Genomic DNA, 12,965 nt, shown 5'->3' with positions numbered 1-12,965 from the left:
TCAGGGGCGTGTGATGGTAAGCGGATCAACGAGTCGTCATCAGGCCCGGAGTTTCCCGCGTGCGGCGCACGGGCGTCTGCTGCTGGTGGGGCTCTCGATGCTGGTGGCCTGCAACAAGCCGAAGACCGAGGAGAAGCCGGGCACACAGCCCGCGCAGGTGGATGAAGCACCCGTCATCACCGAGCCCGTCTCGCTGACGATCAACGGCTTCAACTACACCGACCTGTACATCGACAGCTTCGAGGTGAACGGCCAGGGCGGAGGAAACCTGTTCGTCAGTTCTCCGACAGCGGGGGGAGGTAAAGGCGTGTGTTGTATGAGCTTCAGGCCGGGTACCAAGCTGCCGGTGCAACTGAGAATCAAGTGGACGCGGGACCGGAAGCGCTGGTGTGAGAAGGAAGCGCTGCTCACTGGACCGGTGCCAGCCAATCCGCGCCATCTTGGGGTGCATTTCTTTCCCGACGGACATATCGAGGCCGAGATCACGGAGGACTACCCGGAGCTGAAGCTGAAGCTGCAAGATTATAATGATGAGCAGCGCAAGGCGTCGGGTAACGCCGTGGCGGACGAGCAGACCGCGAGGTGCAAAGATGGCTACCACTAGCGAGCCGAACAAACTGCAGTCTCCGGGAGTCCTGTGCCGGTCCGCATCACTTGCGGGCAAGACGGCCGACAAGACCGGGCGAGTGCCAGCCCCAACAAGCCATGTCTCCTCCAAGGACTCCATTGCTCCCGCTCACCAAGGCCTCAGGATTGCCTTCTTCTTCGATGGCACGGGCAACAACCTGGAGGCGGATGTCGGAAACGAGGAGCACAGCAATGTGGCGCGGTTGTTCCGAGCGCACCTACGAGACGACCTGGGTCAGGGAATAATCAGCTACTACATCCCCGGTATCGGCACGCGCTTCAAGGAGATCGCCGACTCCGGCGGAGAGACCCTGGGACTCGCCTTCGGTGGAAAGGGCCAGGCTCGCCTCGATTGGGCGATGCGCCAGTTCGAGGAGCGCGTCACCCAGAGCAAGGGCCACACGATCCACCTGGCGCTGTTCGGCTTCTCCCGGGGCGCGGCGCTGGCTCGCGCCTTCGCACGAATGGTCGCCGGACGCTGCGGTCGCGCGCCTGATGGCCTCTGGCGCTTCACGCACAAGGCGGGCCGGTATCCGATCCGCCTGTATTTCATGGGGCTGTTCGATTCCGTGGCTTCGGTCGGTGCGCCGATGGGCACGAACAATCTGCAATCCCTCGACCTGACGACTGGCGTGATGAAGCTGGAGCAGGTGCTGCAGAGTCGCCATGCCTACGGCAGCACGCTCGATGACATCGCCTTCGCGGATGGCGGCGCGCCAGGCGCGGATCCGTCTTCGGGCATGTACGACGGCCATATGGGCTGGGCGTCCGACCTCCGCATTCCCGAGATGGTCGAGAATTGCCTCCACATGGTGGCGGCCCATGAGATCCGCAATTCCTTCCCGCTGGACAGCGTCGCCCAGGGCTCTCGCTACCCGAAGAACTGCCGCGAGATCGTCTATCCCGGCGCGCACTCGGACGTGGGCGGCGGCTACCGCCAGGGTGAAGGCGCGCGAAGCCCGTCCCGCGGTTCGTTTCTGAGCCTGATGCCGTTGAGGGTCATGCGCGCCGAGGCCATCCGCGCCGGAGTGCCTCTGCGAGAGCAAATGCTCTCGGAGAGCCTGAAGGGGGACTTCGCGGAGGATCCGGCCAGCAAGGCCGCCCTGAATACGCTCGAGCGCCGCTTCAAGCTCTACATGGACACCGCGGGCTGGGGCGGCAGCAAGTCGTTGGGCGAGACGATGCTGGCCCACATGAAGCTCTACTACCAGTGGCGGTTCTACAGGATGGCGACCCGTGTTCCTGGCAAGCCCACGCCGGACCAGCTCCTTCTCCAGGAGTTCGAGCCGGGCTGGGCCAAGGAGGAGCGCCGGCTGACCAAGGACACGGAGGCGCTGCGGCGCGAGGCCAGTGAGCACAAGAAGATGGCCAGTCAGCTCGCCGGGTCGTCGGGGGGGTGGATGTTTGGTCCCGTGGCGAAGCGGTTCGAACAGGAGTTGAAGCTCGCGAACCAGAAGGAGGAGGAGTACCTCACGCAGAAGACCTTCCTGGACACGATGCCGAGGCTCGGATGGCTCATTCGCGCGCAACTCGGCCATCTACGACAACCAGCTCCTGGTGGACGCGCGCATGCTCCAGGCCTTCGCGAAGAAGAAGGGACGGGACAAGCTGCGCCCGCACTACAAGGCGGTGCTCGAGGCGTACGAGGCCGAGTTCGAGCGCAAGCAGGGGCTGCGCAACCAGGAGATCATCGCGTTCTTCGAGACCTATGTTCACGACTCCCTGGCGGGATTCGCCAAGGACGCGACCCTGCCTTCCGATCCCCGGGTCATCTACATCGGCGGGGACGAGAAGCTGCGCTACGCCGTGAACCAGCCCGCTGGACGGAGTTTCTCGAACACCGCCATCGGCTGAGCCCACTGCTTCGTGCCGGGGGGGCTTCCAGCCAAAGCCCCCGGCGCTGGAGTGGACACCACCGCTGGAGCGAATCAGCGCTTCCCACGTGCATTCCCACCCGCCTGCCCCGGCTCTCGGACGAGCGGAGGGCGAGCAGCCGGGCTCGGGCCCTTGTCGGGTGCCGGGACGCTTCGGACCTTTGCCTCATCACCGGGCCTCGTGCGGTGGCGTGCGGGGCCCCTCTGCGATGGGAGAGAGCGATGGCGGAGAATCAAGGTGGGCCGGACAAGCGCATCATGAATCCACGGGCGGACCAGGACGCGGAGAAGCTGAGGAAGGAAGCCCGGCACGAGGAGGAAGGTCAGGAGCGCCGGGACGTGGTGGACTCGGACGTGGGCATCGACGGCATCCTGGAGAAGGGCGTGGGCGGCCGCGGGGCCGACGACTCGAACGTGAGCAAGCGTGAGTCGCCGCCGCTGAAGGACAACGGCTAGCCGGATATCCCCTCTCCCCCCGGGAGAGGGACGGGGTGAGGGTTTCTCGCGCACTCGGGTTGCGAGCACCCTCTCCCTCTGGGAGAGGGCTGGGGTGAGGGACTGTTCCTCCCCCGTGGCCCGGACGAAGACCTGACTCCTTCACCGTGGTGAGGACGCGGGCCCACCAGCCCCGGCCCGCCGCGCCGGGAACCTCACATGCAAACTCCTCCTTCCGCGGAATCCTTCTGGCCGTGGCCCGAAGGTGACACGGCGCACGTGCCCTATCGTGTCTTCACGGACCCGGAGCTCTTCCAGCGCGAGCAGGAGCGCATCTTCCAGGGGCCCACGTGGAGCTACGTGGGGCTGGAGGCCGAGGTGCCGGAGGAGGGCAGCTTCCGCACCACGCACATCGGCGACGTGCCGGTCATCCTCTCGCGGGCGAAGGACGGGCAGGTGTACGTGCTCATCAACCGGTGCTCGCACCGGGGCGCGCTGGTGCTGCACGAGGCCTGCGGCCAGCACAAACGCTTCAACTGCGTCTACCACCAGTGGGGCTACGACCCGGACGGGACGCTGCGCGCGGTGCCCTTCAAGAATGGGGTGCAGGGGCAGGGCGGCTACTGCGGCGTGGACGTGGACATGAAGGCGTTGAGCCTGCGGCGGCTGCGGGTGGAGGTGCTCAACGGGCTCGTCTTCGCGAGCTTCCGCGAGGACACGCCGCCGCTGCGCGAGTACCTGGGAGGCGTCTGGCCGCAGCTCACGCGGGTCTTCGATGGGCGGAAGCTGCAGGTGCTCGGCTACCTGCGCCAGCGGGTGCGGGCCAACTGGAAGCTGTACTTCGAGAACGTGAAGGACCCGTACCACGCGGGCCTGCTGCACCTGTTCGTGGCGACCTTCGGGCTGTTCCGCTCGACGCAGCGGGGCGAGACGCTGGCGGAGCCGAGCGGCTGCGGGCACCTCGTCTCGTACAAGGGCGGCGCGGAGGAGCACCGCGAGGAGTACGAGCAGCAGGGAATCTCGACGTACCAGAAGGGCTACCAGCTTCGCGCGCCCGAGCTCATGCGCAAGCTGCCGGACTTCAAGGACGACATCGCCGTCTCCATCCAGACGATCTTCCCCAGCCTGGTCATCCACCGCATCTCCAACAGCATCGCCACGCGGCACGTGTTGCCGAGGGACGTGAACGACTTCGATCTCATCTGGACGCTGCTCGGCTACGAGGACGACACAGTGGAGCTGCGCAACCAGCGCATCCTCCAGGCGAACCTGGTGGGGCCCTCGGGCTACATCTCGCTGGAGGACGTGGAGGCGCTCGAAATCGTGCAGCGGGGCATCCAGGGCGAGCGGGGGGCGGCGGCCTTCGTGGCGCTCGGGGGGACACAGGTGCGGTACGGCGAGCCGACGAGGGATCTGGCCAACGAGACGGCCATCCGCGGCTTCTGGAAGACGTGGCGCACGTTGATGGGAGTGTGACGAGCATGGGGGACCCGACCATCCGCTGCACCGTGGAAGACCTGCTCTACCGCTACGCCGAGGCGCTGGACGATGGCGAGCTGGAGCGCTGGCCCGCGCTGTTCCTCGAGAGCGGGCAGTACCGGTTGATACCGAGGGAGAACCACCAGAAGGGGCTGCCGGTGAGCCTCATCCTGTGCACGAGCCGGGCGATGATGGAGGACCGGGTGGTGGCCATCCGCAAGGCGTGCGTCTACACGCCGCACGTGTGCCGGCACCTGCACACGAACGTGCGGGTGGGGGAGGTGGAAGCGGGGCACGTGGAGGCGCGGGCGAACTACGCGGTGTACCGGACGACGGAGGACGGCGAGACGGTGCTGCTGAGCGTGGGGCACGTGGAGGCGCGGGTGGCGCTGGAGCCGGAGCCTCGTTTCGAGCGGATGGACGTGGTGTACGAGACGTTCCGGATACCGGGGCTGCTCGTGTACCCGATTTGAGCGTGGGGGGAGACGAATGGCGCGGGTGTTCTACGACGCGGACGCGGACCTGGGGCTGCTGAGTGGGCTGACGGTGTCTGTGTATGACTATGGGAGCGTGGGGCGGGCGCAGGCGTTGAACCTGAGGGACTCGGGGGTGAGCGTGGTGGTGTGCGAGCGGCCGGGGACACCGGCGGCGGCACGCGCGGAGGCGGAGGGCTTCGAGCGGGTGGACGCGGTGGAAGCGGCGAGGCGCGGGGACGTGCTGGCTCTGCTGGTGGCGGACCTCGCGCAGGCGGAGCTGTTCCACCGGGCGGTGGAGCCGAACCTCACACCGGGGAAGCTGCTGCTCTACTACCACGGCTTCGCCATCCACTACGGACTGGTGCGCCCGCCGGCGCGGGTGGACGTGGCGATGATTGCCCCGAATGGCCCGGGGGACCTGGTGCGCAGGACGTACGTGGAAGGGCAGGGGGTGCCGTGCCTGGTGGCGGTGAATCAGGACGCGACGGGACAGGCGCTGGAGCGGGCGTTGGCGTATGCGAAGGGGATGGGGGCGACGCGGGCGGGAGTCCTGGAGACGAGCTTCCGGGAGGAGACGGAGACGGACCTCTTCGGGGAGCAGGCGGTGCTGTGCGGAGGAATCACGGCGCTGGTGCACGCGAGCTACGAGACACTGGTGGAGGCGGGCTACTCGGCGGAGGTGGCGTACTTCCAGGTGATGCACGAGCTGAAGCTGGTGGTGGACCTGATGTACGAGCACGGCATCGCGGGGATGCGCGAGCGCATCAGCGACACGGCGGTGTACGGGGACCTGACGCGGGGCCCGAGGGTGGTGGACGGGGCGGTGCGAGCGCGGCTGACGGAGATGCTGCGGGAAATCCAGGACGGCCGTTTCGCGAAGGAGTGGATCGCCGAGAACGAGGCGGGCCGGCCGAACCATCAGAGGCTGCTCGAGGAGGGCAGACGCCACCCCATCGAGGAAGTCGGCCGCCGCCTGCGAGCGATGATGCCGTGGTTCCAGAAGCCCTGAGCCAGGCCGTGTTGGAAAACCCGGTGTGATGGCTCCTTCTCGCGCCTCTCCCGGCGCTCGCTCTCGGCCTGCTCGTCGCAACAGGGCACGGAGTTCCTTGGGCCGCGTTCCTGCCCAGCTTCCTCTTTCTTGGCATTGCCGCGACGCTTCTTTGCATCGGAAGGTGCCGTCCGCCAGTTGCGCGGATTTTCATCCGTCCCAGCGGATGGCGAGGGGTTTGCCGGATTGACCACCCACCTCGGCGCGTGCTCCGCTGATCCCCATGGCCAGTGAATCGTATTCTGGGGGAATGGCCGCTTTTGGAATCCTTCGGCCTCGCTTGCGACACGGGGAGCACGAGTACGTGCTGCTCCGCTTCCACGAGCCACTGCCCGAGCGACATGAGCTCGTGGTGCTCGGGGACTCGTGGCAGGCCGAGCGCCGGCTGCGCGAATTCGCCCAGGACTCCTTCAACCTGCGGACGCTGCGCGAGCTGGTCTACACCCAGGTGAACGCGCGGCCGTATGAGCCGCTCTCCGAGGAGTCCGTGCTGCGGCAGGCCGCCACGCTGCTCGGGAGCAAGCACCTGAGGCTCGCCCGGGTGCCCCTCCCGAAGATGCCAGGAAGGATGATGCCCCGCGAGAAGGTGGAGCAGCAGCCGCCTCCCGCCGTGGTCGAGGAGAAGCTGCGGCTGATGGTGCAGATCGTCGACGACTTCAGCGAGGAGCCGATCACTCAGCTCGAGCTGAGCATCAAGCTGCCCGACGGCTCCAAGCAGAAGGCCACCACCGACGGCGAGGGCCGCATCTCGCTCTGGGACGTGCCCAAGGGGCGCGTCGACATCACCTCGGCGCTCGAGGGGGCGACCCTGGCCGAGACGCTGGCTTTCGTGAAGGCGGGTATCCTGGTGTCCCTCTCTCCGGGGAAGCGCCGCCGCCGCAAGCAGGCGCCCTCGGGGAAGTTCCTCGCTCGCATCACCGAGCACAAGGTGAGCGACGGCGAGACGCTGGAGAGCATCGCCGAGACGTATGCGCTCACGGCGGACCAGCTCGCGAAATTCAACTGGGGCACGACCGATCCCGAGGAGCTCCAGCGTCACCTGTACCTCGACGTGGGCTGCAAGACCAAGGACGACAGCGGCAAGTTCGTGCTGACCAGCCAGGACAGCCCCGGAGTCCTCTACATCGCCCGTCCGCTGGAGATGAACTGGGTGACGCTGGAGGATCGCCACATCTGGCGGGTGAAGCGGGTGCCGGAGCCGCGGCCCTACCTGTTCTCGGTGTGAGCCGCGGGCGCTGAATCTTCCGCGCCGCCCCGGTTCCCTTGCCCGGTGGGAGCGGGGGCTGGATACTCCGGGCGAGACTCATTGCCCGGTCGGGGGATTCACGAATGCGCGCGCTATTGCTGGTTCTGCTGCTTGTGAATGGTGGAGGTGACGCCGGTGGGGAGCGAGACGCGGGCGTGGCTCAGGACGCCGGTGTCGCGGGACCACGGGTCTACGTCCAGGGCTCCTCCATCAACCTGCGCAAGGAGCCCACCAAGGACGCGGAAGTCCTCCAGAAGCTGCAGATCGGAACGGAGTGCCTCGTTTCCGAGCGGCTCGAGGGGGGGCAGTGGCTGAAGGTGCGCTGCGGAGAGGTGGAGGGCTACGCGTCGGCGCCGCTGCTGGGGCCGGAGAAGCCCTCGGTCGAGAAGCTCAAGGCCGAGGCGATGAACCCCGCCCTCCCGCTCGCGCAGCGGGAGGAGAGCGCGCTGCGAGCCGCCATGCTGGCCCCGGAAGATGCCGGGCTGCATGAGGAGCTGGGGAAGCTCTTCTTCGAGCGCAACCTGGATTTCGTCGCCCGCCTGAAGAAGCCGCTCATGCGGAGACGGTTCTCGTTCTCGTGCTCCGCGGAGGATGCCGCTCGATGCCTCAACGGCACCAGCTCGATCTACCTGAATGGCATCAAGGTCCGGGTTCAAACGAAGAATGATGCGTTCGTCACCGCCCTCGGCGTCACCGACAAGGTGGTTGTCTATCGGGGCAAGTACCGCTTCAACGCGAAGACGGGTGCACTGACGGGAGAGGTGCTCGAGCAGGTGGAATTTCCCCTGACTCCGGTATTCGAGAAGGCACTCTTCTCCGGCGTCGAGGTGATGCAGGGCGACGAGCGAGACCCACCTTTTGGCCGGTACTTTCTCGACGAGGCCTCACTGGCCCTCCTGGCAGACGTGCCCAGGACGTGGGGCCTCCTGACGATGCAGGATGCCCGCGGGCCCAGGATTCGGTGGGACTCCTGCGCCAGGAGGCCGTACCAACTCCAGTTCCGGCCAGACATCCACGGGCGGGTCCTCGTCTATATCGAGAACGCAGACACGGATGGGCTGGAGATCTACTGGATTTCCTCCTTGTCGAAGCGCGAAAAAACCCTCGACCTGACACTTGAGGCCTTCTACGGATCGAAGACGAGACACGAGCTCTTCAGGCTCCCCGAAACGGGTGAGGACATCGCGTACCTCGGGAATACGCCCTATACACACACACCTCGATTCTACCCGGACATCGGCCAGCCCTGTATCGAAGGGGGGCCGTAAGACCGGAACATCGAATCGTCGGGCTCGGGAGGAAACGAAGTTCAGAGAGTGTGGGGGGACGCCGTGGCTAAAAAAAACATCTACCCGGTCAACTGGCAGTACGAAATCCCAGAGAACGTACTGGCGACGCTGGATGAGTACCACATCCTGAAGGTCCCGCTCCTCGGGCAGCATTACGTCGATGGCCCCTGGAACTGGTGCGGACGTACGTCCTGCTCCATGGCGTACAACTACTACCAGATGGTGCAGGGCGGAGACTTCGCGTCGAGGTTCATCACCCACTGGGATGGTGGCAAACCAGGGCAGTTCGTCGATCTGCGCTACCCGGGAGGCCAGCGGGCCTTTCACACGAAGCCAACCCAACCCCCTCACAACCAGAACGTCAGCGACTACGCGATTTCGACCCACCACTATGATGATGTCGCGAGCGTCGTTCCACCAAAAGAGTTCTCCCGCGGTGTCACCGAGGGCGACTTCAGTGGGTCCAGGGTCCTCGGATTCTCCCGAACCGCAGTGCTGCCCTACACAGAGCCGGACCGGAAGGCGCTCGCAGCCCAGATCGCGAACGATCCCCGCCAGATTGAAGCCAGGTTGGCCACCGTCCTGAAGGCGATCACCAACAACAATCCGGTCATCTTCTATTCGGGGTTTTCCGCCACCCACACGGCGCCGGTCCACCTCATCCTGATCATTGGCTACGCCTACCTGGTCGATTCGACGGGCCGACACCTCTGGCTGGTGGTGGCCGATCCGTCGACCCAGGGGAAGAAGGTCGGAGACAAGAAGGGGGCCAACCTCCTCTTCCCGCCCAATCCCGACAAGAACGGGCACGATCTGAACGCGTTCCTCGCCAAGCAGATCTCAGGGGATCACGACCTCATCCGGCTGATGCCCGGCAACTGGGACAATGCCGAGGCGTCCCTGGTCTTGATCCGGGCCAGGAAGCTCTTCGAGGAGAACCCGCACAGCACCGTCCGTGACGACCTGTTCATGGACTACTGCAATGAGTCCGCCAAGGGCGGCACCTTCATCTACTCGCACCGACAGACGCCCGTTCCCCCCGAGCTCGTCTACACCAACGTAATGCGCTCCGTGGCCTACCCATTCGACGGAGCGAAGGAGCGCTTCCGGCCCGCGAACTGCTACGCGCTGACGGAGCAGTCCGCGGCGGGGCTCTTCCCGCTCGGAAGGCGCCGGAATCTCCACTCGGGAATCCACCTGGAGGTCTCCCCCTTCGTCCTGCCCCCTCCCCCGGCCCCACCGGCCCAGGAGAAGAAGGCGGAGGCTCAGGCCAAGACGGGCCCGGAAAAGGGGCAGAAGGGGCAGGCGCCCGCGAAGAGCCCGGAGGTGAAGGCACCACCGCGGCCCCCGCCCCCGAGCACGGCTCGAGCAGGAGAGCGCGAGGTGCGCTGCTTCGCGCCGGGTTACGTGGTGGCCGTCCGGCTGACGAACGCACTGCCGGAGCCCATCAAGGAGACCCAGAAGCCACCGCCGCAGCAGGGACAGGCTCCCCAGGACCCGGCCCAGAAGGGAGAACAGCCCCAGAAGGAAGAGGTCAATCCGAACGAGCTGGCCAGGGAGTTCACGGGAAATCACAACTCCTTCATCCTGGTCCGGCACGACGTCGAGGAAGTCCTCCAGAAGGACGTCGAAGAGCAGCCGAAGCGTTTCACCTTCTACAGCCTGTACATGCACCTGGCTCCACCCGACTGGACGTCCGCGGGCACGTACCGGGATGTCGGCTGGCTCAAGACCCTCGCGCGCCGCAACGGCTGTCTGATCGTCCTGGATTCCCGGAACGAGTCCTTCCGGAAGATCCGGTGGTTGCAGGAGCCGCCAGCCGACGCCGCGTCTTCGCCGGAGAAGGAGGCGATCGTCCCGAAGAACAAGGGCACCTTCTCCGTCATCGGTTCCGGGCTCGGCATGCCGGAGGAATTCCAGCTTGGCAACGACGACGTGGATTACGTCCGCGCCCTCTGGAAGAAGCCGGAGCGGGATCTGACCGAGCTTCACAAGGCACTGTGCCAGGGCAAGATCGTCACCCTGCGCCATCCCTTCCTGCAGCTCGCCGCGGGAGATCTGGTCGGCTACGTCGACCAGAAGAACCCGGGCGTGGGGGACGGCTTCCTCCACTGGGAGATCCTCGGTCCCTCCGGTCAGGGCCAGCTCAAGGACTTCCTCGACTTCGCGGAACAGAAACTCGGGCAGAACGGCCTCTTCAAGCTCTTCTCGGAAGAGGACCAGAACAACTTCTTCGATCCCCCCGCTGTCGGAGCGGACGAGCTGGGCTCGCTGATGGAGTTCGCTCCCATCTCGAAGCGAGCGGGCAAGGAGGAGACCGCCAGCGTCAAATCCTTCCAGGACACGTACGATCACGAAAAGCTCAAGGAGGCCCTGAACTCCTCTCGGGCCCTGGCGTTCTCCGCGGATGACACGCAGGGCGCGGCCCAGGATTCCGGTGCCCCCCAGGAGCAGGAGTCGGCCGAGCCCACCTACCCGGCGGAGCTCCTCATCTCCAACTACAAGAACGCCCTGCCCGCTCCGGACGCCTCGGCGCCCTACCAGCTCAAGATCACCTTCGATCCGGACACCCTGCCGCCACTCTTCGTCAAGTACGACGGGACGCAGACCCGCATCCCCATCCGCCTGCCCGCGAAGGCGCGGCGGATCTTCGTGGAGCCGGAGGATTCGAACAAGCTCCTGCTCCAGACGGGAGGTGGGGTCAAGGATGCCCTCCAGCGAGACATCGAGCACTTCAAGCGCCTGGCCTCCGTCCGGTGGCGCGGCGTCGTCCTGAGGCACCTCAACGAGTGGATGCCCGACAGCATCGTGACGCAGGTGATGGAGCACCTGGAGGTCCACAAGGAGCTGGGGGTCGGCGATTCCATCCTGGAGATCAGCGACAAGGAGGGGGCGAAGAAGATCCTCGGGAAGTACGCGGATGCGGTGGGCTGGTGGGCGCACAAGGAGGAGGTGCCCTTCCTGGGCCCACGGGAGGGCACGGACCAACAGAAGAAGCTCTTCGCGGACAGTCCCGATGCGGATCAGCTGCCCTCGAAGGGGTTGATCGACAACCCGCACCCCGTCACCTTCGCCTGGCTCCTGATGCTCATGAGCCGGCACAACCTCATCCGCTTCGTGGAGACTCCGCTCTGGAAGCTCGGAGGAGATGAAGGAGCTGATCGCTGCCGGCTGGCTGCCGGCGCGAGAGGCCCATCCACCTCGCAGGGTGGGCGATCTCGTCTACGTCGGAGCCGTGCCACGGGGGAGCGGCAAGGAGCCGGTCACCGTGCATGCGATGTTCGGCGGCAAGAAGCTCCGCATCGCCAGCGGAACCTGTACCGACGGCGCATTCGTCGAGCCCGCGGAGGTGCCCGGCTGGGGCGTCTGGACACTGGACACGGCGGGCGGCCAGCGCATTGGCTCCCTGGAGCTGGAGGGGCTCCGTCCCTCGCTGCTGGGCGGTCGCGAGGTGCCAGAGGCACCTGGCTCGGAGGCCGCTGATTCCCTCTTCGCGCCGGAGTCCCGCAAGGACGGGACCTTCTCGTGGCGGATTCCCTTCCGGAAGAATTGTCCGAAGCTCCTCCGGGGCTGGGTCGTCATGCGCACCTGGAGGCAGCCGACGAAGCGGGACAAGAGCGCCCCCTTGCCCTCCCCCAAGTTCACGCTGGCCGACGTGGCCATCCCCGTCCAGGGGCGAGAGGATACCGCCTTCAACGAGAGTTCTGGCCTCGCGGTCGTCGACGGCTACATCCAGAAGGGCAGCCTCAAGGACGCCAGCACCTACGTCACCCAGCACTTCACGTACAAGGCCTTCCTCGACGCGGCGAACAAGCCCCCCGACAAGCCTCCAGCCAATGCCCAGAAGGCACCCGCCGTGGCGCCTCCCGCTCCTCCGACAGCCCCTCCTCCGGCACCCGTCGACACCGGACCGAAGCTCGCCTGGGAGCTCGCCGAGGCCGTGGAGCGCATCCAGTGCGAGTACTCGCCCAAGCAACTCCTGTCCCTGGCCGCGCTCTCCGAGGATGGACTCTCCATCCAGCTCAAGGGCTCGGACCCCAAGCGGTTGCATGACGCCGTGGACAAGATGATGACGAACGGCTGGCTCGAGTCGTACATCGAGGAGAGCCCGAAGGTGTACCGCGTCGTGGTGAGACCGCCGGAGCAGAGCAAGCTCCCCGGTGACATCGTGCTCGAGTTCGACGCGAACGAGGCCTTCACCCGGTTGAGGCAGGGCGTGCCGGAGACCGAGGAAGTCCACGTGCAGTTCGGCTGCCTCTTCCCGAACGGAGGCGGCGCGCTGGACGAGCGCTTGCACCCCACCGAGACGCTCGGGACGCGGTGCGAACCGGTGTCGCTCGACGTGCTCAAGGGCAAGGCCGCGTTCGGTCATCTGGAGCTGTGGTCGTCGACGGTGGCGGAGGTGTTGCACGCCCCCAGGTTCGAGGCCCCGACGGTGTCGGTCACCGAGAAGGGCATCCGGATCTCCGCACGGCTGGTGGGCGGCAACGC

The 12,965-nt window shown here is 66.2% G+C and carries 9 protein-coding genes and 1 pseudogene; all 10 read left to right on the top strand.

Going from position 1 to position 12,965, the window contains the following annotated elements:
* Positions 1-97: 97 nt before the first annotated feature.
* The 10 genes and pseudogenes from ACN28I_RS27500 to ACN28I_RS27455 all read left to right on the top strand — a co-directional run bounded on the left by ACN28I_RS27500 (position 98) and on the right by ACN28I_RS27455 (position 11,957).
* A complete protein-coding gene (locus ACN28I_RS27500) occupies positions 98-604 on the top strand; it encodes a DUF3304 domain-containing protein (protein WP_420944902.1) in 507 nt (168 codons plus the stop codon).
* Positions 528-1,574, top strand: a pseudogene (locus ACN28I_RS27495) (T6SS phospholipase effector Tle1-like catalytic domain-containing protein); the annotation flags it as partial. The gene ACN28I_RS27500 and the pseudogene ACN28I_RS27495, both read left to right, overlap by 77 nt.
* Before the next feature lie 622 nt (positions 1,575-2,196).
* Entirely contained in the window at positions 2,197-2,481 is a 285-nt protein-coding gene (locus ACN28I_RS27490; protein ID WP_420948898.1) for a hypothetical protein, read from the top strand.
* Positions 2,482-2,723: 242 nt separating this feature from the next.
* Positions 2,724-2,957 carry a hypothetical protein gene (locus tag ACN28I_RS27485; protein ID WP_420948897.1) on the top strand — a complete coding sequence of 78 codons (234 nt, stop codon included), beginning with the start codon at positions 2,724-2,726 and terminating at the stop codon, positions 2,955-2,957.
* Positions 2,958-3,155: 198 nt separating this feature from the next.
* A complete protein-coding gene (locus tag ACN28I_RS27480; RefSeq protein WP_420944901.1) occupies positions 3,156-4,412 on the top strand; it encodes an aromatic ring-hydroxylating oxygenase subunit alpha in 1,257 nt (418 codons plus the stop codon).
* A gap of 5 nt (positions 4,413-4,417) precedes the next feature.
* Complete coding sequence (locus ACN28I_RS27475) at positions 4,418-4,888, top strand: aromatic-ring-hydroxylating dioxygenase subunit beta (protein ID WP_420944900.1); 471 nt, start codon at positions 4,418-4,420, stop codon at positions 4,886-4,888.
* A gap of 16 nt (positions 4,889-4,904) precedes the next feature.
* Positions 4,905-5,900 (top strand): ketol-acid reductoisomerase, encoded by a 996-nt coding sequence (gene ilvC / locus ACN28I_RS27470; protein WP_420944899.1) that lies wholly within the window; start codon positions 4,905-4,907, stop codon positions 5,898-5,900.
* Positions 5,901-6,219: 319 nt separating this feature from the next.
* Positions 6,220-7,164, top strand: a complete 945-nt coding sequence (locus ACN28I_RS27465; RefSeq protein WP_420944898.1) for a LysM peptidoglycan-binding domain-containing protein — start codon at positions 6,220-6,222, stop codon at positions 7,162-7,164.
* 176 nt (positions 7,165-7,340) lie between these two features.
* On the top strand, positions 7,341-8,453 hold the full coding sequence (locus tag ACN28I_RS27460) for an SH3 domain-containing protein (protein ID WP_420944897.1): 1,113 nt from the start codon (positions 7,341-7,343) through the stop codon (positions 8,451-8,453).
* 63 nt (positions 8,454-8,516) lie between these two features.
* Positions 8,517-11,957, top strand: a complete 3,441-nt coding sequence (locus ACN28I_RS27455; protein ID WP_420944896.1) for a hypothetical protein — start codon at positions 8,517-8,519, stop codon at positions 11,955-11,957.
* The last annotated feature ends 1,008 nt before the right edge of the window (positions 11,958-12,965 follow it).

This window comes from Archangium gephyra (assembly GCF_049060025.1).
Lineage (GTDB): Bacteria > Myxococcota > Myxococcia > Myxococcales > Myxococcaceae > Archangium > Archangium gephyra_A.
This window is presented reverse-complemented; position numbering and strand designations above follow the sequence as displayed.

Excerpts from the sequence above, each read along its gene's own strand:
- ACN28I_RS27500 (WP_420944902.1), top strand. The coding sequence starts at position 98 with ATGCTGGTGGCCTGCAACAAGCCGAAGACCGAGGAGAAGCCGGGCACA.
- ACN28I_RS27490 (WP_420948898.1), top strand. The coding sequence starts at position 2,197 with ATGCTCCAGGCCTTCGCGAAGAAGAAGGGACGGGACAAGCTGCGCCCG.
- ACN28I_RS27485 (WP_420948897.1), top strand. The coding sequence starts at position 2,724 with ATGGCGGAGAATCAAGGTGGGCCGGACAAGCGCATCATGAATCCACGG.
- ACN28I_RS27480 (WP_420944901.1), top strand. The coding sequence starts at position 3,156 with ATGCAAACTCCTCCTTCCGCGGAATCCTTCTGGCCGTGGCCCGAAGGT.
- ACN28I_RS27475 (WP_420944900.1), top strand. The coding sequence starts at position 4,418 with ATGGGGGACCCGACCATCCGCTGCACCGTGGAAGACCTGCTCTACCGC.
- ilvC (WP_420944899.1), top strand. The coding sequence starts at position 4,905 with ATGGCGCGGGTGTTCTACGACGCGGACGCGGACCTGGGGCTGCTGAGT.